Source organism: Dactylosporangium sp. NPDC051087 (assembly GCF_055586325.1).
The window spans coordinates 139,383-160,482 of the sequence record NZ_JBVJIJ010000021.1; the positions used below are offsets into that span (position 1 = coordinate 139,383).

Consider the following 21,100-nt stretch of genomic DNA (forward strand, 5'->3'; position numbering starts at 1 on the left):
CGGCCGCCGGCGGGCCACGGGAGGTGTCCATTGAACCCACGGCCCCCGCTGGCCTGCATCGACCCGAGATCCGTAACAGACGACACGTTCGGCTGACTCCCTAGGAGTGATGATGCGTCGATGTCGTCCGAACGTTCGGTGACCCGACCGGTACGGGCCAGGACGGCACGGCGGTCCCTCGGCTTAACTGCACTCTGCTGATGTCCGCCGGGAAGGGGTTGCCGGGTGCTGCGCGTGCTGCGGGGGTTCGGCCGGGCACGGCTCGCCGTGACGGTGTGGTGCGTCCTCGGCCTCGCCGCGGTCGGCGGGGCCGTCGCCCTCGGCGCCACCGACGACGTGCCGTTCGCCGGCTACCGCAAGGCCGGGCACTGGGTCTACGACAACACCCGGGCGATCGCCTTCCACATCAACGGCGCGACGAAGAACGTCGACGCGAAGGTGGCCAACTTCCCCGGTGGCAAGTTCCTCGCGGGGCTCACGCTGCAGGGCGAGTCGAAGGGCTTCGTGCTGCGCCCCGGCGGCGTCGAGGTCTTCGACACCCCGAGCCTCACCGTCGACACCACGATCCCGATGAACATCACCGAGCAGCCGGTCGGCCTGGAGGTCACCGGCGGGCCGTACCTGGTGTACCGCGACACCGGCACCGCCGTCCGCCTCGCCGTGCCGCCGACCGTGATCCAGCTCGGCGGTCCCGTCGCCGACCCGGTCGCCACCGAGGACGGCACCGTGTGGCTGCACCGCACCGACACCGGCGCGCTGTGCCGGATCCGGCCCGGCGCGGCCGGCACCGCCTGCGGCGGCAAGGCGCCGACCGACCGGCACGGCACCCTCGCCGTCATCGGCGGCAAGCCGGCGTTCATCGACGCGGCCGGCGCCGCCGCGCACACCATCGGCGAGGACGGGCTCGGCCCGGCGGTGCCGCTCGGCCTGACGCTGCCCGGCGGCGCCAGGTTCGGCGACGCCGACGTGGGTGGCCGCCTGCCGATCATCGACGGCGCCCGGCCGCAGCTGCTCTTCGCCGACGTCAGCCACTTCGCCAAGGGCGGCGCCGGCGGCGCGCCCATCGCCGTGCCCCTGACGGCCGGCGACTACGGGCAGGTCGCCGTCGGCGAGGGCACCGTCGCGGTGCTCAACACCACCACCGGCGAGGTCCTCACGTTCGACGGCAACGGCAAGCCGCTCGGCAAGCAGCCCGTCCCCGGCGGCGGCCAGAACGTGAAGATCATCAAGGGGCAGGACCAGCGGCTGTACGTCGACAACAAGGACGGCACGCACACCCTCGTCGTGGACAAGGACGGGTCCGTCACCACCGTGCCCGTCGGCGGCGCGGAGGTCCCGCAGGCGCAGCCGTCGCTGCCGCCGCCCCCTACGAAGACCCCGCCGGTGACCACGCCGCCGCCCGGCGGCGGCACCAGCAAGGTGAAGAAGGCGCCCGGCGCGCCGGGCCGGGTGACGGCCGTGCCCGGCAACGCGCAGGCCCGCGTCTCGTGGACCGCCGCGGCCGCCAACAACGACCCGGTCACCGCCTACACCGTGTCGTGGCAGGCCGCCGACGGCTCCGGCACCGGCAGCCTCGACGTGCCCGGCAACCAGCTCGCGGCGACCGTGACCGGGCTGCGCAACGGCACCGCGTACACCGCCTCGGTCCTCGCCCGCAACGGCACCGGCACCGGGCCGGCGACCACGTCGGCGCCGTTCACGCCGAGCTCAGAGGTGCCGGGCGCGCCCGGCAACGTCCGGGCCACCGCGGCCGCCGCCGACGGCAACGTCGCCGTCACCTGGAACGCCGCCGACGGCCAGGGCCACCCGATCGCCGGCTACGAGGTCACCGCCGACGGCAGCGACGGCAGCACCACACAGGTGGGCCGGCCGACCGGGACGAGCGTCACCGCGACCGGGCTCACGCTCGGCGTCACCTACACGTTCACCGTCACCGCCACCAACGACCTCGGCGTCGCCGGGCCCGCGTCCGGGGCCAGCGGCGGCGCCACCCCCTTCCAGGCCGCCGCGGCCCCGGCAGGCGCGTCCACCGCCGTCCGCGACGCCGGCGCGACCGTGTCGTGGTCGGGGATCGACCTCAAGGGCGGCGTGCTGGAGCACTACGTGGTCAGCGCCACCGGGCTGCCCGACCGCGAGGTCACCGCGGGCCCGGTCTCCTTCGACGGGCTGAGCAACGGCACCGCCTACACGTTCACCGTCCGGGCCGTCACCCACGGCAAGGAGGGCGGCGGTGCCCGTACCGGCGCCGCGGCCACCACCAACGGCACACCCGGACGCACCGCCTACGCCGACGTCACCGGCGCCACGCTGTCCGGGGACCGGCAGATCACCGTGTCGCTGAACCTGGTGCTGTACAACAGCGGCCCCGCGACCTGCCGGCTGATCTTCAACGGGGCGCAGCGGTGGTCCGGCGGCTGCGCGGCCAGCATCACCGTCGGTGGCCTCGACTACGCCACCGACTACGACATCTACGCGTCGCTGGTCAACGCCTACGGCACCGGCCCGACCGGCGCCCACGGCAGCGCCCGCACCAACAACCCGCCGCCGCCCCCGCCGAGCGTGTCCGTGGGCAAGGGCGCCGCGCACACGATTCCGGGCAGCTGCGACTCGGCGGCCTGCCGCTACGTGACCGTCAGCATGTCGAACTTCGCCGCCAACACCCGCTACACCGTCACCTGCGTGACCAGCGGCCCGTCGGGTGGCACCGGCGACTACTACAACTACACCGTCACCACCAACGGCTCCGGCGCCGCCACGAGCAACACCTGCGTCTACGGATTCACCGGCCAGCAGGTCTGGGCGCGGGTCAACGGCGTCGAGTCCAACCACCTCACCTGGTAGATGGGACAGCGAGACAGATGAACGCACAGCACACCGCTGAGGTGTACCGGCGGCTCCTGGCGAACATCCAGCACGTCGTGCACGGCAAGCCGCACGTGATCCGGCTCGTCGTCACCGCGCTGTTCGCCGAGGGCCATCTGCTCATCGAGGACATGCCGGGGCTGGGCAAGACCAGCATCGCCCGGTCGCTGACCCGCTGCATCGGCGGCGTCGTGCAGCGCATCCAGTTCACCCCGGACCTGCTGCCCAGCGACATCACCGGCGTCATGGTGTACAACCAGCGCACCAACGACTTCGAGTTCCACCACGGGCCGGTCTTCGCCAACGTCCTGCTCGCCGACGAGGTCAACCGCGGCACCCCGAAGACCCAGTCGGCGCTGCTGGAGGCGATGGGGGAGCGCAGCGTCACCGTCGACAAGACGACCCACGAGCTGCCCCGGCCGTTCATGGTGATCGCCACCCAGAACCCGATGGAGCTGGAAGGCACGTACCGGCTGCCGGAGGCGCAGCTCGACCGCTTCATGATGCGCATCGAGGTCGGCTACCCCGACCACGACGCCGAGGTCCGGGCCATCCAGGGCGACACCGCCGGGGTCAGCCCCGACGACCTGCCCGCCGTCATCGACCCGGTGTCGCTGCGCGACCTGATCGCCGGCATCAACCGGCTGCACGTCGACAACGACCTGTGCTCCTACGCCGTGCGGATCTGCGACGCGTCCCGCCGGCACGCGGACGTCGAGTACGGCGCCAGCCCCCGCGGCAGCATCGCGCTCATCCGCGCGGCCCGCGCCTGGGCGGCGACCGACGGCCGGGAGTACGTCACCGTCGACGACATCAAGAACGTCGCGGTGCCGGTGCTGGCCCACCGCATCATCCTCAAACCGCACGCGGAACTGGCGAAGCGCAGCTCGAAGGACGTGGTCGAGGACCTGCTGCGCACCGTCGAGGTGCCGGGCCTGGTCCGGCGGTGAAGATCGCGGCCCTGACCCGGCGGGGACTCGGCGTCACCGTCGCCGCCGTCGTCCTGTACGCCGCCGGTGAGTGGCTCGGCTACCCGCTGCTGCGCGCCCTCGCCTGCGTCGCGGTCGTCGCGGTGCTGCTCAGCGTGGTCCTCGCCGCCCGGCCGCTGCGGCTGCTGGTGCGCCGCGAGTTCGATCGGGAGCGGGTCGAGCGCGGGCACCGGGTCCGGGTCACGCTGACCGTGCGCAACACCGGCCGGCTGCCGGTCGCCGGGTTCGCCGCCCGCGACGCCGAGCCCGTCCGGGTGCCGGCGCTGCGTCCGGGACGCGAGGCGGTCCGCGAATACCGGTTCACGCCCCTGCGCCGCGGCCTGCTCACCGTCGGCCCGCTGCGGGTCGAGCAGGTGGACCCGCTGGGGCTCACCGATCGTCGCCGTTCCGCCGGCGGTTCCCGGCAGCTGTGGGTGTACCCCCGGGTGCTGCCCGTCGAGGTGGCGGCCGTCGGTCCGCAGCGCCGGAACCTGACCGGCAGCGCGGCCCGGGCCACGGTCCGGGGTTCGCTGGAGCTGCGCGCGCTGCGCCCCTACGTGCGCGGCGACGAACCGCGGTACATCCACTGGAAGGCGACGGCGGTCACCGGCGACCTCATGGTCCGCGACCTCTACGACCCGCCGGAGCCGAGCCTCACCGTGCTGCTGGACACCACGCCGTCGGCGCTGCCGCCCGAGCTGTTCGAGGAGGCGGTCGACGTGGCCGCGTCGCTGCTCGTCGCCGCCGTCTCCGCCGGGCACCGCACCCGGCTGCGCACCACCGCCGGGCTCGACTTCGTCGCCAGGTCCGGCCGGCCCGGCGCGACCGGCCTGCTGGAGGCGCTGTGCACCGTCGAGCAGGCGGCGCCGGCGACGGCCCGGCCGCTCGAACACGTCGGCACGTTCGTCCACGTGACCGGCGTGACCGGCGACCCCGCGCGGCTCGCCTGGCTCGGCGGGGTGCCCGCCGGGCGGATCGTCCTCGTCGACCTGCTCGGCTCGGGCATACACCTGCCGGGCGTCGCCGTCCTGACCGGCCGGTCCGCCGAGACCGTCGTCGCCGAATGGAACGCCGCATGATCGGGGCTTCGCCGCGCGGGGCGGCCGTGGATCCAGGGACGCGGTCCCCGGGCGTCCGGGCGGTCCTCGCCGGACGGGACGCCGCATGAGCGCCCCGACCCGGTCCTGGGCCGGTCCGGCGCCGCAGCAGCGCGGCGGCGACGGCGACGCGGGCGAACCGGAGCGCGGCAGCCGTCGCAAGCACCGTGCGACCGGGGCGACGACCCCGGACCGTGCCGCGCCCGGCGGCACGGGCCTGCTCCGCAGGCTCGCCGCCGGCGCCGGTGTCGCGGTGGCCGCGGCCGTCGGCGGCTGGCAGTTCGCGCCGGTGTTCGGCGCCGCGCTGCTGCCGCTGCTCGCCGCGGCCGTCGTCGCCGTCGTGCTCGCCGACCTGCTCACCCTGTGGCTGCCGCCGCTCGGGGCGGTCCGGCCGCCGCTCGCGCTCGCCCTGGGCGCCGCCGCCGTGACCCTCGCCGCCGGCGCCGGCCCCGCGGACCTGCTCCGCGCGGCCCGCGACGGGTGGGCCCGGACGCTGCAGACCACGTGGCCCGTCACCGACCGGCCCGACCTGATCCTGTTCGTGCCGGTGCTCGTGCTCGCCGGCGCCGTCCTCGGCGTCGAACTGCTGCGCCGCACCGGATCGCCGCTGCTCGCCCTGCTGCCCGCCGCGGCGCCGCTCGTCGTCGCGCAGGCGTTCGCCCCCGCGGCCGGCCGGGACGCGGTCGTGGCGGCGCTCGCGTTCGGCGGCTGCGCCGTGTGGGCGTTCGCCTGGACGGCCGCCGGACGGGTCGGCCTGCTCCGCCTCGCCGGCACCGGGCTGGCCCTGGCGCTCGTCGCCGCCCCGCTCGGGCTCGGCGTCACCAGGTGGAGCGCCGCCGGCCGCCCGCCGGCGACCCTGGAGGCCGCCGCGGACACGCTGCCCACCCGGGCCAACAGCCCGCTCGACGAGATCGCCGGGATGCTCGGCCGGCCCGACCGGGTCGCGTTCAAGGTCAGCACCGGCGCGGCCGCCGACCGCTGGTCGCTGGTCGTCTACGACGCGTTCGACGGCGCCAACTGGACCAGCGCCGACCGCTTCCGCCCCCTCGGCGGCCCGATCGCCGGCCCGGCGGTCAGCGCGCCCGTCGACCGGCACACCGCCAGGGTCCAGCCCGTCGACCTGCCCGGCCCGTGGCTGCCGAGCCAGGCCGCACCCGCCGCCGTCGACGGCGCGGACGTCCTCGTCGACGCGGCCGCCGGGACGCTGCTCGCCGCGCACGCCGGCACCACCGGGTACACCCTCACCTGGACCACGCCGAAGGTCGACGCCGACGCGCTGCTCGACGCCGCCGTCGACCCCGTGCGGGGCGGCGCGATGCCCCTCGGCGTCCCGCCGGCGGACCTGGAGACGTTCGCGCGCGCCGCCGTGCAGGACGCGCCCCCGTCGTTCCGCACCGCGAAGGCCCTGGAGACGTTCCTGCGCACCGGCTACAAGGTCGCCGACGGCAGCCCGCTGCCGACCGGGCACGGCTACGCGCAGCTGCAGTACTTCCTCGGCACCGCGAAGCGCGGCACCAGCGAGCAGTTCGCCGCCGCGTACGTCGTCCTCGCCCGGCTGCTGGGCATCCCGGCCAGGCTCGTCGTCGGCTTCCGCCAGCCCACCGGCGCGGACGCCGGCGGCACCACGGTCGTGCACTTCCGCGACGTGCTCGCGTGGCCGGAGGTCGCCGTCGCCGGGTACGGCTGGATCCCCCTCGACCCGACCAGCACCACCGGCGGGAAGGCCACCGACACCGTCGCGGACGCCAAGGACACCGGGCCGAAGCCGGTCACGACCCAGTCGGCGATCGGCGCCCCCACCACGGCCCCGCCTTCCGCGGCGCCGGTCGCGCCCCCGTCGCAGAACCCGTCCGGCGGCGTCCCGGCGGTCGTGTCCGTCTCCGGCGTCGCGCTGCTGCTCGGTCTGCTCTGGCTCGCCGGTGTACCGGCGGCGAAACGCCTCCGCGGCTCCCGGCGACGCGCGGGCGCTCCCGCCGCAGCGGTCATCGGCGCCTGGCACGAGACCCGGGACCGGCTGCGGGACCACGGGGTCGCCGACGACCGGGCGATGACCGTCCGCGACGTCGCCGCCGTCGCGGGCGACGATGTGGCGCCCGCGCTGGTCCGGCTCGCCACCTGCGTCGACCGGGCCCGCTGGTCCGCCGACGCCGTGCCGCCCGACACCGCCGCGGACGCCTGGCGGGCCGCCGACGAGGTCCGCGCCCACCTCGGCGCCCGGGGGCGCTGGCAGAACTACCGCGCCGACCTGCGCCCCGGCACGCTCCTGGTCAGAAACGGCCCGTCCTGATCGCCTGCTCGGTCGCCGGCCCGTCCTGACGGCCCGCTCCGGGCCGTGGCCCGTCCTGAGGGCCCGCGCCTGTGTCGGCGCCGGCTCGCGCTCGTGTCGGCGCCGGCCCGTGCCTGTGTCGGCGCCGGCTCGCGCTCGTGTCGGCGGCGGCTCTTCTTCTGGCGGGGTCAGAAGCGGCAGACCGCGCCGCGGATCGCCTTGACGGCGCTGGCCTTGGCGGTGCGGCCGTCGGTGGCGGTGACCTGGAAGCAGTACTGCACCTGCGGCTCCACCTTCGCCTGATAGGTGGTCACCTTGCCGACCAGGCGGCCCTCGGCCTTGCCACCGGCGGGGGAGATCACCACCGCGTAGCTCAGGTCGGCGGGTCCGGTCCAGGCGAGCGTGACCGTCGAACCCTCGTCGACCGGCTCGGCGAGCACGATCTCCGTGGTCGGTGCCGCGGGCCCCGGCGCGGTCGGCGACGCGGGTCCGGCCGTGGCCGGGGCACCCGTGACCGCCGGGTCGTCGTCGCCGGCGGTCGCGGCCAGAACCCCGACCACCCCGGCGGCGAGGACCAGCACCGCGGCGCCGGCCGCGACCGGCACGACCCACTTCGGTCGCCGCCGCTCCTCCTGCCGCCTGCGCAGCAGATCCTCACCGGGCCGCGTCGGCTCACCGGCGTCGGCCGGCGGTCGCGTCGGCGGGCCGCTCTGGTGCCCGTGCCGGTCGCCGCCGGGGTGGCCACCCTGGTGCGCACCGGCCGGTCGCGTCGGCGGGCCGGCGACCGTCGGCGGGCCGGCCGTGACCGGCGGCTCCCACGGCTGCCGCTCGCCCTCGCCGTCCAGGGCCCGCGAGATGTCGATCATCGCCGTGCCGGCGCTCGCGGGCCGCCCGTCGGGGTCGGCGTCCAGCAGTCGCAGGACCGCGGCCCGCAGCGGCGCCGGGACGTGCGGGGGCAGGTCCGGCCGGCGGGCGCGGATCAGCGCCGCGTACGCGGGACCGTCTCGCCCCTCCCGGTCCGGGTTCGGCGACCGGCCGGTCAGGGCGAAGAACAGGGTCGCGCCGAGGCCGTACAGGTCGGTGCGCTGCGTCGGCTCGCCGCCTTCGAGGAGCTCGGGTGCGGAGTACTCCGGCGTGTACCCGTCGACGGTCTCGCCCGCGCCGCCGACCCGCAGCGACAGCCCGAAGTCCGCGAGGACCGGCGTGTTGTCCGGGCGCAGCAGCACGTTGGCCGGCTTCACGTCGCGGTGCAGCAGCGGCTCCCGCTGCGAGTGCGCCTCCTGCAGCGCCTTCGTCAACGCGAACCCGATCCGCGCCACCTGCTGCGCGGGCAGCGTGTTCTTGCGGCGTACCAGGTCGACGAGGGACTCCTTGCAGCGCTCCATCACCAGGAACGGCCGGGCGGCCGCGGTGATCTCGGCCCGGTAGACCTGCACGACGTGCGCCCGGTTGGTCAGCGCCCCCAGCGCCCTGCACTCGGTGAGGAACGCCGTCCTGGCCGTCTCGTCGGTGACCGTCGCGTTGAGCACCTTCACGACCACCGGCCGCCCGAGGTGCTCGTCGATCCCCTCGTACACCGAGGCGAACCCGCCCCGGGCGAGCAGCCGCAACTGGGTGATGCCGGAGATCGACGGTGTCCGCAGGTCCACCCCGACACCCTATGGCCGCCGCACCGCCCGCGAGGTCGGCGAAGCGGCCTGATCCGGTCGTCCTGTCGGCGCGGAAACGGGCCGGTGGCGGGCGCGGCGAGCGCGGCGTTCAGGTCCGCCCGCCACTGGGCGACACCGTGTCAAGGGGGCGGTGGGACGGGTCACGTCGCACCGTCCCCGTGTTGCGGGCTCCGCTGTGACGAGGCATGTTTGAGTCATGTCCGTCGTTACGCCGACCAGCCGTCTGCGGCGTGGCGTGCGACGGCTCGCGCTGGCGTTGTGCGCGCTGATCCTCGGCGCCGGGTTCACCCCGGCACTGCCGCCGTCCACTGTGGACCGTCCGGTGCCGGCCGTGGCCACCGCGGCGCAGGCGGCCGTGGCGGCACCGGCACGTCCGTCGGTCGTGCGACTCCCGGCCGCTATCCGGACCGCCCCGGTATTTCCGCAGGCAGTCGGTGGCGCCGCCGGTAACATCGGCGCGGTTGCGGTTGTTCTTGAAGGTGCCACCGTGGGTGCCGCCGCGGGACGCGCACCACCCCGGATCCCGGCCTGAGACGCAGTCCCCCTCTCGCCGCTCGATCCCCCCTCGAGGTGCATCCATGGACGCCGCTCTGCAGGACCTTGCCCACGGCATGCGCGAGGCCCTGGCCATCTGGGCCGCGCTGCTCGCCGCCGTCGTCATCACGTTCGTCATCCTCACGTTGCTGTCCAAGCGGCAGGAGCGCCGCGACGTCGCGCCCGGCCCGTCGTGGTGGGCGCGGCTGCGCAAGGCGGTCCGCGACCCGGAGGCCGCGCGGGAGCGGCAGCTCGCGGCCGAGCAGCGCACCGCCGAGCTGCAGGAGCTGCAGCGCTTCAGCGACGAGCTCGCCGTCGCCGCCTCCAGGACCACGGTGATGGCGGCCCGCCGCCGCGAGGAGTGGGAGGCCGCGCAGCGCACCCAGGACGCGGCCTGGCGGGCGTTCGAGGAGGCCGAGGAGGCGGTCAGGCGGCTGGAGCGGGCGCAGGCGTTCCCGCTCACCGAGGACGACCCGGCGACCCGCCGCCAGCACATGGTGCGCATGGTCAACGCCGCGCACAGCAACGGTGAGCTGTCCGCCGCGCACCTCGCCGACGCGCTCATGCACCGCAACGGCTGGGACCCCACCGAGCACCCGTTCGCCCAGCAGCTGCGCATGCGCAGGATCATCCGGGACCGGCTGTTCCGCGCGTACCAGCAGGCGTCGACCCTCGAACGGGAGACCGCCGCCGCCGCCGACCTGGCCGCCTCGTCGAAGCGCAGTCTGGACGACGAGTCCTTCAGCGCGACCCTCCAGGTGCGCAACGCCGCGCCATCCACCACGCCTTCTTCGGTGCGGTTTCAGCGTTCCAGGCCGGCCTTGCAGTAACGGATGGGACGCTTCGTAACGGTGGCGTCACAATCCAGGGGGCCGGTCATGGGCATTGAGTTGTCGATCATCGCGGGGCTCTGCTACGCCTCGTCCAGCGTCAACGCGACCGGCGCCGACCATCATCCGGTCACCGAGGAGGAGACCGGGCTCTTCGGCCTGTCCGGCGACGCCCTCACCGAGGCCGTCACGGCGTGCCTGGGCGCGGCGCCGGACCTCGCCCAGCTCGACGGGTTCCTGCACCGCTCGCACGACTGGTCGCCGGTCACCACGACCCTGGTCGTGCAGAGCGCGTCGGTCACCGGCGTCGGCTCGATGCCGGTCAGCCTGCCGCTGACCGGCGACGGCGCCCGCCTGACCTGCTCGGCGACGCACCTGTGGTCCCCGTCCGACGGCGTCAGCCCCACCGAGCCGCTCCGCTACGGCATCACGTTCCCCGCCGGCGGCGTCGCGCTCAACTACACCCACGACTGGGGCACCGGCACCATCGAGTCCGCGAGCGTCGACCTGCCGCCGGGCGCCGACGGCGACGAGGTGGTCGCGCTGGGCATGAACCTCGGCGTCCGCGTCGTCTACGACGCCTACCTGTCCGGCGAGATCGCCGTGCACTACCGCGACGGGCACCAGGGCCACCGGTACTGGGCGCTGGACGTCGGCACCGTCATGGCGGCGGCCGGGCTGCTCAACGGGCGGCACTTCGCGGAGAACCTGAACATCCGCTACCACGCCAGCACCCGGGTCGTGCACGCCGACGCCGACGGCAACCTCAGCACCCTCGCCGGCCCGGGCATCCGCACCGGCGCCGACCTGGCGCTCTCCGGCGCCTAGCCTGCTGCTTTTGCGACATCTGTGCGAGTGATGCCGGTCTACGGGGTACCGTGTCCGCCGTGGATCTGACCGTCATCCTGGGGCCGATGAAGAGTGGCAAGTCGCTCGAGCTGGTGAGCCTGCTGTCGCCGCTGCAGTTCACCGACGTGCGGCACAAGGTGTTCCAGAGCGCCCGCCACGTCCGCGACGCGGGCGTCGTCTCCCGCAGCGGCGCGGCCCTCGCCACCGTGAAGGCGAGCTCCCTGACCGCCGCCCTGGACGACGACGTCGACGTGGTCGGCATCGACGAGGTGCACATGTTCGCGATGGCCGACATGGCGGTCGTGCGCGCGCTGCTGGAGCGCGGCACCAGGATCGTCGCCGCAGGCATCGACCTGGACCACCGCGGCGAGCTGTTCGCGCCGGTCAGGGCACTGCTGGAGCTGGGCCCCGCCTCGGTGACCTACCGGCGCGCGGTCTGCGACGTGTGCCGCGGCTTCAGCGCCGTCTACACCCAGGTCCTGGAGCACGGCGAGCCGATGCTGCGCGAACTGGCACCGTCGACCGCGCTGCCCGACGACGGCACGTACACGTACGAGGCCCGCTGCCGCACCTGCGTCGTCCTGCCCGCCACCGCCGCCCGCACCGTCCCCCGCCAGCAGTCAACCGCCGCCGCCTGACCCCTCCACTCCCTCCCGCCATGATCCGGAAGACTTGTTGTCGCCCTGACGACCAAAACCCTTCCGGATCACAGAGATCAGGCCCGCCCGCCAGCTGCTCGGCGCGACTCTCATGATCCCGAAGAGTTTGTGTGGTCAGGGGTGCACAAGGTCTTCCGGATCACGGAAAGCGCGGCGGGAGGCACCGGGGATGGCACGCGGATGCGTAGGAGGCTGACGCGCGCTCTGCGCGCTGGCAGTGCGTCGCGGAGCGGCGCATTGGGGGGCTCCGGGGGTGAGAATCCCCCCGGCGGGACCCGCGCGGAGCGTGGGGCGGCTAGCCCATCGCCGCAGGCGACAGGGCGGGTAACAGTACAGCTCAGGCTGCGGCGGCGGCCATGGTGAAGGGTTCCGCCACGGGGCGGCCGAAGTGGTAGCCCTGGGCGAAGCGGTACCCGAGCCGGTAGAGCTCCTGTGCCTGCTCGGCGGTCTCGACTCCCTCGGCGATCGCGTCCAAATTGAGCCCGTCGCTGACGTTGATGAGGGCGGTCGCGATCACCGAGTGCCGACCGGCCATCGTGATGTCATCGACGAAGGACTTGTCGACCTTCAGGATGTCGACCGGGCACGTCTGGAGCAGGCCGAGCGACGAGTGGCCGGTGCCGAAGTCGTCCAGCGCGATCCGCACGCCGAGCTCGTGCACGGCGTCGAGGGCCTCGATCGCCCGGCCGCCGCCGAAGACCGCAGTCTCGGTCACCTCGATCGCCAGCCGGGCGGCGGGGAAGCCGGTCGCCGCCAGTACCGCGGCGACCACCTCCGGGAAGTCGGGCTCGGCGAGCTGCCGGGCCGAGACGTTGACGGAGACCTTGCCGGGCGCGGCGTCGCCGAGGGTGGCCAGCCACGCCGCCCCTTGTGAGCAGGCCTCCAGCAGGATCCAGGCGCCGAGCTCGACGATCTGGCCGTTCTGTTCGGCGACGGGGATGAAGTCGGCCGGGCTCATGAACCCGAGCGTCGGATGGTGCCAGCGGATCAGGGCCTCCACGCCCGCGATCCGGCCGTGCGGGAGGGTCACGATCGGCTGGTACACCAGCTGGAACTGACCCTGGTCGAGGGCTTCGCGCAGTTGCGCGCCGAGCAGGGCGTGCGCCGAGGCGCGCTGGTCGAGCTCGGGTCTGAAGCGCTGCCGGCGGGACTTGTCCTCCTTGGCGGCGTACATCGCGACGTCGGCGCGGCGCAGCAGCTCGAAGGGGTCGCGGGTGCCGGCGGCGTCGGCGACGCCGATGCTGGCCTGGACGAGCAGGTGCTGGTCGCCGGCGAACACCGGCTCCTGCAGGGCGGTGGCGAGCTCGGTGACCATCGCGTCCGCGGCGTCGGGTCCGGTGCCGGGCATGAGGACCGCGAACTCGTCGCCGCCGAGGCGGGCTACGACGTCGCCGGGGCGCAGGACCCCGCCGAGCCGCTTGCCGACGGCGGTGAGCAGCTGGTCGCCGATGGCGTGGCCGAGCCCGTCGTTGATCCGTTTGAAGTCGTCGAGGTCGATGAACGCGACCTGCGGCGGGTCGCCGGCGTCGAGCTCGTCGCGGATCAGTTCCTCCAGGAAGCGCCGGTTGGGCAGCCCGGTGAGGTCGTCGCGCATGACCAGGTCGCTGAGCTGGTCGGCCTGGTCCTGCACCTTGCCGACCAGGCCGGCGATGCGGACGACCACGAGCAGGAAGACGGCCCCGGCGACGGCCCCGATGGCGAACCAGTCGATGCCGCTGCCGAGCGCGCCCTGCAGCACCAGCAGCCCGGGCGCGACCATCGAGCTGACGGCGAGGACGGTGAGGCGGCGCCGGGACAGAGCGGTGTCGGCCGTGCCGGTGGGTTCGTCCATGCCGCGCATCGACGGGTGCAGCGCGGCGCCCGCGAGCATGACGTACGACGTGAGCCAGCCGGCCTGGAGGTAGCCGCCGGGGGTCGCGTCGTAGGTCGACATGACGGAGTACGTGACGTCGGTGGTGAACATCAGCAGCATGCTGGACACGAGCAGCCAGTAGCTGACGGTCTTCGCGGCGCGGCCGGCGAGGAGCCGGGCGAGCAGCACGAGCAGGACCACGTCGGCGGTCGGGTAGGCCAGGGAGCACAGCCGCTGCACGGTCGACACGCCGCCGGCCTCGGCGACGGGGCGCATGACGAACACCCAGAACAGCAGGCCGGCGCCGGCGGCGGCGATGCACGCGTCGATCAGGCCGGCGAGGTCGCGGCCGTGCCGGCGCAGCATCATCCACAGCCCGGTGGCGAGGGCCGGGTACGCGCCGAGGTAGAACACGTCGGCGAGGGACGGGAACGGGATCTCGTGCAGCACGCTGACGGAGATGCCGTAGGTGACGTCGCCGAGGACCCAGACGGCGAGCCCGGCGGCGAACCAGTACCAGAGCGCGCGCCGCGGCGGCCGGTTGCGCCGGACCCCGACGAGCACCATGGTGACCGCGCCGAAGCCGATGGTCTCGTACCCGATGTTCTCGACGTAGCCGGTCTTGGGCAGCAGCGGATAGATGGCCGCGCACAGGCCACCGATCAGCAGCCAGACCAGCCACAGCCGTCTGGCGACCCAAGTCTCCACGGGTTGGTTATCGGCAGCGCTTCAGGTGCGGTTGAGGGCTCTGGCAGATAATACGTATTACCCTCTTGTGCTTCGCGCTGGGCTTTCCGAAACTCGGTCACATGCCACCTGTAACCCGCCGCCAGGTGCTGGCAGGTGCCGCCGGTTTCGCCGGCGCACTCGCCATCCCCAGCATCGCGTCCGCCGCCCCCGCCGGATTCCCCACCTACAAGTACCTCGGCCAGCCGTTGCCCGCGAGCCTGGCCTACAACCCCACCGGGGAACTCATCTTCCCCTGCATCCGCGGCATGTACGACAAGATCAGCGGTGCCCGCGGCCGCTACTACCTCTACTACGCGCCCCACGACGCGCCCGGCGGGATCTGCCTCGCCTACGGCAACTCGCTGTCCGGCCCGTTCACCGAGTACCCGGCGAACCCGATCATCAGCCGCACCTGGTCGCCGCACTACTCGGTCAGTCACGTCTCGTCGCCGCACATCATCTGGAACGCCTCGACCAAGCAGTTCTTCATGTACTACCACGGCGAGAACACCACGACCCGCCTGGCGATCTCCAGCAACGGCATCAACTTCACGTACTACGGCGCCGTGCTCACCACCGCCGCCATCCCCAACAGCACCGAGGTGACCTACGCCCGGGTGTTCGAGCACCGCATCGCGGCGCTCGGCAACAAGTACGTGATGGTCTTCATGGGTCTCGCCGGCGCCGGCCGGCGCATCTACTGGGGCTGGTCCAACGACGGCAAGTCCTGGCAGTTCGACCCGACGCCGCTGGTCTCGCCCGCCGCCGACGGGCAGAGCGACCTGAGCGGGCCGCACCTGCTGTACCGCAACAACACCACCTACGTCGTGTACCACGGCTCGTCGGGCGACATGTTCCTCACCGAGGTCGGCAACAACTTCGACAAGGAGGTCCACCTCGGCGTCTTCCACTACGCGCTGACGGGCGCGCCGGACAACAACCGCTCCGCGGCGCCGTCGTTCGGCACCGACGGCGGCGTGCAGTACATGTTCTACGAGGCGGGCCAGCGCTCCGGGACGAAGATAGCGGTGGCGCGGGCGGTCTGATACAAACCGGGCATGCTTGCCTGGGGCGTCGATTTCACCACCGCTGAGTTACGGACCGGGGTCCGGCAGACCGACGGGTTCACCTGTGGACCCACCGTCGCCATGGTGGCGTCGGCCCTGCTGGACCCCATGTACGCGGACGGCGTCGCCGACTACGGCGCCGAGCAGCACCGCATCCACACCGCCGCCAACCGGGTCTGGCCGCGCAAGCTGGGCACCACCCCGTGGGGTGTCGCCGCGACGATCTCCCGGCACACTGCGGAGCTCGGCGTGCGGTACGGCTGGCGGCTCTTCCACGGCCGGCGTGACCGGCTCGCCGACGTGACCGCCGCGGTCGACACCGGCTGGCCGGTCGCGATGCTGGTCGGCAAGGGCGTGCCCCGGCACTGGGTGCTGATCACCGCGCATCCGCAGGAGACGGTGCTGCGCTGCTTCGAGCCGGGATCCGGTCAGGTCCGCGAGGTCACGCTCGAGGAGATCCAGCAGCACCGGATCCCGCGGCTGGGCTTCCCGCGGGCGTACGCGCTGGTCCTGCCTACAGGCTGAGCCGGGTCCGCACCTTCTGCTTGGTGCTTTCGGGCAGCTCGTCGGCGGCCACGAGCCGGGGCAGCAGCTCGGGCTCGGCGGTCAGCGCCCGGAACGCGACGCCGATCGTGACGTCGTGCGCGGGGGAGTGCACGACCTCGATCGGGTCGCCGGCGCGGATCGTGCCGGGCCGCACGACCCGCAGGTAGGCCCCCGGCTCGGCGCGCTGGGTGAACCGTTTGATCCAGCCCTTCTCGTCGAGCCAGGCGGCGAAGGTGCGGCAAGGTATCCGCGGCGCGGACACCTCCAGCAGCACCTCGCCGCCGATCCGCCAGCGCTCGCCGATCCGCGCGCCGGTGACGTCGAGCCCGGACGTGGTCAGGTTCTCTCCGAAGACGCCGCCGTGCAGGTCCCGCCCGAGCTCGGCCTCCCACCGGTCGAGGTCTTCCCGCGCGTACGCGTAGACCGCCTGGTCCGGTCCGCCGTGGTGGCGCACGTCGCAGACCACGTCCCCGGCCACCCCGGTCGCGTGGGTGCCGCGTGGCCCGGGCACCGACACGAGCACGGGACCTTCGACGGGACGCTTGTCGATGCCCGTGGTCGGGGCGTCGGAGTGCGCGGTCGGGACGGGCGTGCCGGCGTTGACTGAGATCAGGTAGGCCACGCTCAGACGCTAGCGTCCGCCTGTACCGACCGTTTCGACAGTCCCATGAAGTAGCCGTCGATCACCGAGGTGGCGGGCGCGTCCGGGCGGTCGGCGGCACCGAGCGTGACGAACAGCGGGGTGTAGTGCTCGACCGTCGGGTGCGCGAAGGGCATGCCGGGCGCCTGACTCGCGTACCGCGCCAGCGTGTCGACGTCGCCCTTGGCGAGGGCCTCGGCCGCCCACGCGTCGAAGTCGGCGGACCAGCCGGGCGGCCCGCCGGCGCCGAGCCAGTGCTCGCGGCGCAGGAACGGCAGGCCGTGCGTCATGAAGCCGGAGCCGATGACGAGCACACCCTCGTCGCGCAGCGGGCGCAGGCGGCGGCCGAGCTCCAGCAGCCGGTCCGGGTCGTGGGTCGGCAGGCTCAGCTGCAGGACGGGGACGTCGCCCAGGGGGTACATCACCATGAGCGGCACCCAGGCGCCGTGGTCGAGGCCGCGGTTGCGGTGCTCGTGGACCGGCTCCGAGTCGGGCATCGCGGCGGCGACCCGCTGGGCGAGCGCCGACGCGTCCGGGGTGGCGTACTGCAACTGGTAGAAGTGCGGGGCGAAGCCGCCGAAGTCGTAGACCAGCGGCGTGCCGGCCGCCGAGCCGGAGAGGCTCAGCGGCGCGGACTCCCAGTGCGCGCTGACGATGAGGACGGCCTTCGGCTTGGGCAGGCCGGCGGCCCAGTCGAACAGTTCCCGCATCCACGGGCCGTCCTCCAGCAGCGGCGGCGCGCCGTGGCTGAGATAGATGCTGGGCAACGCGCCGTCTCCGGGCGTCCATACGCGCTGGGCCCGGCTGGCCGGGATCGCGGTGGCGAGGTGTCGGTCCAGCTCGGGCAGCGCACTCATGTATCGAATGTAACCAGTAGTTGAGCGTTCAACAAGGCCGTGGCGTTGCGTCTAGGGTGCGATGGCCGTCTCAGCGGCACGGAGCAGGGCGTCGGCGACCGCTGGGGTTTCCTCGGCGCCGTACACGAGCAGCAGCTGCCGCTCGGGTCCGCCGCGACCGTCCGTGGCGGTGGCGTGCTCCACGACGACGCGGGTGGTGGTCAGCTGGTCGCCGACGGCGACGTCCATCTCGGCCACGCCGATGTCGACCTGCCGGACGAAGAGTTCCTCCATGGCAAGAAGCGTCCCGCCCACCCGGGGGCCGGGCGTCGCCTGCAAGGAATGATCAGCGCCGTGCCTCAGTGATGGGCTCTGCACAGGGTGGTCACCAGCATCGCGGCCTCGTGCAGGTGGGACTGCTCGGCCGGGGTCAGGGCCGGGTCGGCGCCCCGGCGGCGCACCGCGGCCTCCAGCTGCGACAACGGATTGTCCCGCGTGCAGGACAGGAGCACGTCGAGGAACACCTCGGCCCGCTCCGCGAACGCGTGACCAGGCTCGATCGCCACCTGGGCGACGATCAGGGCGCTCATCGCCACGTCGAGCTCCGGCGGGCCCTCGGTGCTGTTGCGCCAGTCGATGACGACCGGGCCGCCCTCGGTCATCACCACGTTCTCCGGGTGGAGGTCGAGATGCAGAATCCTGGTGCCGGGGTCCTTCGCGGACCGCACCCGCACCTTGTGCAGCCGCTCCAGGAGGTCGGCGAGGACGGTCCCGCCGTCGCGCAGGTCGAGCGAGCCGTCAGCGAGCGCCTGCAGCATCGTCGGCCCCTCGAGCCGCTCCAGGATGAGGTCGGCGCCGCTCGCCTCATAGACCCTCGGCACCGGATACCCATGATCGGCGACATACCGCATGACGGTGGCCTCGGCGGTCGTGTCGCCGCCGAGCCGATAGCGCCGCAGCACCCGCCGCTCGTCGAGGGCGTAGACATCCGCGTCGCGACCGCTCGCCAGGAGTGCCGTCATGTCCTTCACCCTACTTGTTGCCCCTTGCAACCACCGGGTGCTAGAGCCAGCCGTTCTCGTCGGCGAGCCTGACCGCCTCAGCGCGGGTGCGGGCGCCGGTCTTGCCGATCGCCGCCGACAGATGGTTGCGCACCGTGCCCTCCGACAGGCCCAGCTGCCCCGCCACGTCGGCGGCGGTGCCACCCTCCCTGGCCGCCCGCAGCACGTCGGCCTCCCGGGGCGTCAGCGGGCTGTCGCCGCTGGCCAGGGTCTCCGCGGCCAGGGCGGGATCCACCACCCGCAGCCCGGAAGCGATGCGCCGCACGGCGTCGGCGAGCTGCCGGGCCGGTGTGTCCTTGACCACGAACCCGGACGCGCCGGCGGCCATCGCCCGTCTCAGGTACCCGGGCCGCCCGAACGTCGTCACCATCAGCACCTTGCAGCCGGGCATCGCCTTGCGCAGCGCGGCGGCGGCCGCGATCCCGTCGATGCCGGGCATCTCCACGTCCAGCAGCGCCACGTCGGGCCGGTGCTCCCGCGCCGCCGCGACGACCTCGTCCCCGCGCCCGACCTCCGCCACGACGCTGAGGTCAGGCTCAAGATCGAGCAGCGCGGCGAGAGCCCCCCGGACGAGCGCCTGGTCATCCGCGATCAGCAACCGTATCGGCGTCGAACCCACGCACGGATGCTGCCATATGCTGTCTGCTGTTACCCGCTGTGTCGCCTGCGGCGATGGGCTCGCTGCCCCACGCTGCGCGCGGGTCCCGCCGGGGGGATTCTCACCCCCGGAGCCCCCCAATGCGTCGCTCCGCGACGCACTGCCAGCGCGCAGAGCGCGCGGCAGCTTCCTACGCATCCGCGTGCCATCCCCGGGTGCCTCACCGCCGCGTTTTCCATGATCCGGAAGACTTTTAGTCGCCAGGGCGACGAAATCTCTACCGGATCACGGGGAAGGCCGGCCGTCGGCTGGGCTGGGCTGGCTCTCCATGATCCGGTAGACCTTGTGCACCCCTGACTGCACGAAGTCTTCCGGATCACGAGAGTCGCGCCGGCCAGCCGTTGGGGTGGGCCTGTTTTCCATGATCCGGAAGAGTTTTGGTCGCCAGGACGACGAAATCTCTTCCGGATCATGGGTTACATCGCTGGCCGCTGGCTGGGCTGGCTGGTCTCCGTGATCCGGAAGACGTTGTGCACCTCTGGCTGCGCGAAGTCTTCCGGATCATGAGGCACGCGGTCGGGCGCCGGGGGAGCGCGGGTTAGGGGGAGGGGGACTTGTGGAGGGACGGCGTGGTGCGGGGTTCCGGGACCTTGGGCCCGTCTGATTCGTCGGTGTCCGGGGCTTCGTCGGCGAGCATGCTGCGTTCGTCGAAGGGGTCGCCGCCGTCCAGGACCAGCGTGGCGCGGGCCCGGTCCAGGTCGCCTGACCAGGCTCCGACCAGCAGGGTCGCGACCGCGTTGCCGGCGAAGTTGGTCAGGGCGCGGGCCTCGGACATGAAGCGGTCGATGCCGACGATCAGGCCGACCCCGTCGGCGAGCGCCGGTTTGTGCGCCTGCAGGCCGCCCGCCAGGGTCGCCAGGCCGGCGCCGGTCACGCCGGCCGCGCCCTTCGACGCCACGATCATGAAGACCAGCAGGGAGACCTGTTCGGCCACGGACAGTGGTTGGTTGAGGGCGTCGGCGATGAACAGTGAGGCCATCGTCAGGTAGATGGCGGTGCCGTCGAGGTTGAACGAGTAGCCGGTCGGCACCGTGATCCCGACGACCGCTCTGGACACGCCGGCGTGCTCCATCTTCGCGATCAGCCGGGGCAGCGCCGACTCCGACGACGAGGTCGACAGGATCAGGAGGAACTCGCGCCCGAGGTACCGCAGCAGCTTCAGCAGGTTGAGCCCTGTCACGAGACGCAGCAGTGGCCCCAGGACGAGCAGCACGAAGATCAGGCAGGTCGCGTAGAAGCCGAGCATGATCTGGGCGAGCCCGGCGAGCGCCTTCCAGCCGGTCGCGCCGACGACGGCCGCCATCGCGCCGAACGCGCCGACCGGGGCCACCCACATGATCATCGCCAGGATGCGGAACACCAGGCGCTGCAGGATCGACACGCCGTGCAGGACTCGGTCGCCGAACGGCATGGTCTGCACCGCGAACCCCGCCAGCAGGGCCACGAGGAGGGTCTGCAGCACGGAGCCGCTGGTCAGCGACGAGAACAGGGTGGTGGGGATGATGCTGAGCAGGAACTCGACGGTGCCCTTCGGTGCTGTGCCCGCGGCCTTGTCCCCGGCCTCCCTGGCGGCGTCGGTCAGGTCGAGGCCTGCACCCGGGTGGATGAGGTTGCCCACGACCAGCCCGATCGCGAGCGCGACGGTCGACATCGCCAGGAAGTAGCCGAGCGCGAGCCCGCCGACCCGGCCGACCTTCGCCGCCTGGCGGATCGACCCGATGCCGAGCACGATCGTGCAGAAGATGATCGGGCTGATCATCATCTTGATCAGGTTGACGAAGCCGTCACCGACCGGTTTGAGGCTCTTGCCGAACTCCGGCCAGAGCAGTCCCACGGCGATGCCGGCCGCGACAGCGATGATCACCGCGAGGTACAGGAATCGAGTCTTGTCGCGCTCCATACGGAACGTATTGCCCATATCACAGTGATCCGAATCACTGTTTGCCCCGCGAAGCGCGGCCCAACACGCGAAGCGC

17 protein-coding genes are annotated in these 21,100 nt (G+C 73.2%); 9 read left to right on the forward strand and 8 right to left on the reverse strand.

Features of this window, described 5'->3' with window-relative positions; all coding sequences use genetic code 11:
- Positions 1 to 225: 225 nt before the first annotated feature.
- The 4 genes from ACZ6TV_RS35610 to ACZ6TV_RS35625 all read left to right on the forward strand — a co-directional run bounded on the left by ACZ6TV_RS35610 (position 226) and on the right by ACZ6TV_RS35625 (position 7,214).
- Positions 226 to 2,841: a fibronectin type III domain-containing protein gene (locus ACZ6TV_RS35610; RefSeq protein WP_465302310.1), complete on the forward strand. Its 2,616-nt coding sequence runs from the start codon at positions 226 to 228 to the stop codon at positions 2,839 to 2,841.
- Positions 2,842 to 2,858: 17 nt separating this feature from the next.
- Positions 2,859 to 3,812, forward strand: a complete 954-nt coding sequence (locus ACZ6TV_RS35615) for an AAA family ATPase (protein WP_465302312.1) — start codon at positions 2,859 to 2,861, stop codon at positions 3,810 to 3,812.
- Positions 3,809 to 4,909, forward strand: coding sequence for a DUF58 domain-containing protein (locus ACZ6TV_RS35620; RefSeq protein ID WP_465302314.1), 1,101 nt, complete (start codon positions 3,809 to 3,811; stop codon positions 4,907 to 4,909). The genes ACZ6TV_RS35615 and ACZ6TV_RS35620 overlap by 4 nt, the downstream gene beginning before the upstream one ends.
- Positions 4,910 to 4,994: 85 nt before the next feature.
- Positions 4,995 to 7,214 carry a transglutaminaseTgpA domain-containing protein gene (locus ACZ6TV_RS35625; RefSeq protein ID WP_465302316.1) on the forward strand — a complete coding sequence of 740 codons (2,220 nt, stop codon included), beginning with the start codon at positions 4,995 to 4,997 and terminating at the stop codon, positions 7,212 to 7,214.
- 167 nt (positions 7,215 to 7,381) lie between these two features.
- Here ACZ6TV_RS35625 and ACZ6TV_RS35630 read toward each other — a convergent pair whose 3' ends face one another.
- Complete coding sequence (locus ACZ6TV_RS35630) at positions 7,382 to 8,842, reverse strand: serine/threonine-protein kinase (RefSeq protein ID WP_465302318.1); 1,461 nt, start codon at positions 8,840 to 8,842, stop codon at positions 7,382 to 7,384.
- A 599-nt stretch (positions 8,843 to 9,441) separates the two neighbouring features.
- Here ACZ6TV_RS35630 and ACZ6TV_RS35635 point away from each other — a divergent pair.
- Genes ACZ6TV_RS35635 through ACZ6TV_RS35645 form a run of 3 tightly spaced genes read left to right on the forward strand, consistent with a single transcriptional unit; the run spans position 9,442 to position 11,714 of the window.
- Complete coding sequence (locus ACZ6TV_RS35635; protein WP_465302320.1) at positions 9,442 to 10,227, forward strand: hypothetical protein; 786 nt, start codon at positions 9,442 to 9,444, stop codon at positions 10,225 to 10,227.
- Positions 10,228 to 10,275: 48 nt separating this feature from the next.
- Positions 10,276 to 11,055, forward strand: a complete 780-nt coding sequence (locus ACZ6TV_RS35640) for a hypothetical protein (RefSeq protein ID WP_465302322.1) — start codon at positions 10,276 to 10,278, stop codon at positions 11,053 to 11,055.
- 59 nt (positions 11,056 to 11,114) lie between these two features.
- Positions 11,115 to 11,714, forward strand: coding sequence for a thymidine kinase (locus ACZ6TV_RS35645; protein WP_465302324.1), 600 nt, complete (start codon positions 11,115 to 11,117; stop codon positions 11,712 to 11,714).
- A gap of 358 nt (positions 11,715 to 12,072) precedes the next feature.
- Here the strand turns inward: ACZ6TV_RS35645 and ACZ6TV_RS35650 are convergent, their stop codons facing one another.
- On the reverse strand, positions 12,073 to 14,295 hold the full coding sequence (locus ACZ6TV_RS35650) for a putative bifunctional diguanylate cyclase/phosphodiesterase (RefSeq protein WP_465302326.1): 2,223 nt from the start codon (positions 14,293 to 14,295) through the stop codon (positions 12,073 to 12,075).
- 101 nt (positions 14,296 to 14,396) lie between these two features.
- On the opposite strand from ACZ6TV_RS35650, the gene ACZ6TV_RS35655 reads away from it, so the two are divergent.
- Positions 14,397 to 15,362, forward strand: coding sequence for a glycoside hydrolase family protein (locus tag ACZ6TV_RS35655; RefSeq protein ID WP_465302328.1), 966 nt, complete (start codon positions 14,397 to 14,399; stop codon positions 15,360 to 15,362).
- A gap of 12 nt (positions 15,363 to 15,374) precedes the next feature.
- Positions 15,375 to 15,908, forward strand: a complete 534-nt coding sequence (locus ACZ6TV_RS35660; protein ID WP_465302330.1) for a hypothetical protein — start codon at positions 15,375 to 15,377, stop codon at positions 15,906 to 15,908.
- Here ACZ6TV_RS35660 and ACZ6TV_RS35665 read toward each other — a convergent pair.
- The 6 genes from ACZ6TV_RS35665 to ACZ6TV_RS35690 all read right to left on the reverse strand — a co-directional run bounded on the left by ACZ6TV_RS35665 (position 15,898) and on the right by ACZ6TV_RS35690 (position 21,024).
- Positions 15,898 to 16,551, reverse strand: a complete 654-nt coding sequence (locus ACZ6TV_RS35665; protein WP_465302332.1) for an MOSC domain-containing protein — start codon at positions 16,549 to 16,551, stop codon at positions 15,898 to 15,900. The genes ACZ6TV_RS35660 and ACZ6TV_RS35665 overlap by 11 nt on opposite strands.
- A gap of 2 nt (positions 16,552 to 16,553) precedes the next feature.
- Positions 16,554 to 17,426: a dioxygenase family protein gene (locus ACZ6TV_RS35670; protein ID WP_465302334.1), complete on the reverse strand. Its 873-nt coding sequence runs from the start codon at positions 17,424 to 17,426 to the stop codon at positions 16,554 to 16,556.
- 51 nt (positions 17,427 to 17,477) lie between these two features.
- The gene (locus tag ACZ6TV_RS35675) at positions 17,478 to 17,699 is read right to left on the reverse strand and encodes a hypothetical protein (protein ID WP_354776045.1); all 222 of its coding nucleotides are present in this window, start codon (positions 17,697 to 17,699) and stop codon (positions 17,478 to 17,480) included.
- A gap of 65 nt (positions 17,700 to 17,764) precedes the next feature.
- Positions 17,765 to 18,427, reverse strand: coding sequence for a phosphotransferase (locus tag ACZ6TV_RS35680; RefSeq protein ID WP_465302337.1), 663 nt, complete (start codon positions 18,425 to 18,427; stop codon positions 17,765 to 17,767).
- Positions 18,428 to 18,467: 40 nt separating this feature from the next.
- Positions 18,468 to 19,070 carry a response regulator transcription factor gene (locus ACZ6TV_RS35685; RefSeq protein WP_465302524.1) on the reverse strand — a complete coding sequence of 201 codons (603 nt, stop codon included), beginning with the start codon at positions 19,068 to 19,070 and terminating at the stop codon, positions 18,468 to 18,470.
- A 592-nt stretch (positions 19,071 to 19,662) separates the two neighbouring features.
- A complete protein-coding gene (locus ACZ6TV_RS35690) occupies positions 19,663 to 21,024 on the reverse strand; it encodes a cation:dicarboxylate symporter family transporter (protein ID WP_465302339.1) in 1,362 nt (453 codons plus the stop codon).
- Positions 21,025 to 21,100: the final 76 nt, after the last annotated feature.

Bases quoted from the DNA above. Each gene is read 5' to 3' on its own strand.
- ACZ6TV_RS35670 (WP_465302334.1), bottom strand. From the start codon at position 17,426: ATGAGTGCGCTGCCCGAGCTGGACCGACACCTCGCCACCGCGATCCCG.
- ACZ6TV_RS35675 (WP_354776045.1), bottom strand. From the start codon at position 17,699: ATGGAGGAACTCTTCGTCCGGCAGGTCGACATCGGCGTGGCCGAGATG.
- ACZ6TV_RS35640 (WP_465302322.1), top strand. From the start codon at position 10,276: ATGGGCATTGAGTTGTCGATCATCGCGGGGCTCTGCTACGCCTCGTCC.
- ACZ6TV_RS35615 (WP_465302312.1), top strand. From the start codon at position 2,859: ATGAACGCACAGCACACCGCTGAGGTGTACCGGCGGCTCCTGGCGAAC.
- ACZ6TV_RS35625 (WP_465302316.1), top strand. From the start codon at position 4,995: ATGAGCGCCCCGACCCGGTCCTGGGCCGGTCCGGCGCCGCAGCAGCGC.
- ACZ6TV_RS35635 (WP_465302320.1), top strand. From the start codon at position 9,442: ATGGACGCCGCTCTGCAGGACCTTGCCCACGGCATGCGCGAGGCCCTG.
- ACZ6TV_RS35655 (WP_465302328.1), top strand. From the start codon at position 14,397: ATGCCACCTGTAACCCGCCGCCAGGTGCTGGCAGGTGCCGCCGGTTTC.
- ACZ6TV_RS35680 (WP_465302337.1), bottom strand. From the start codon at position 18,427: ATGACGGCACTCCTGGCGAGCGGTCGCGACGCGGATGTCTACGCCCTC.
- ACZ6TV_RS35660 (WP_465302330.1), top strand. From the start codon at position 15,375: ATGCTTGCCTGGGGCGTCGATTTCACCACCGCTGAGTTACGGACCGGG.
- ACZ6TV_RS35690 (WP_465302339.1), bottom strand. From the start codon at position 21,024: ATGGAGCGCGACAAGACTCGATTCCTGTACCTCGCGGTGATCATCGCT.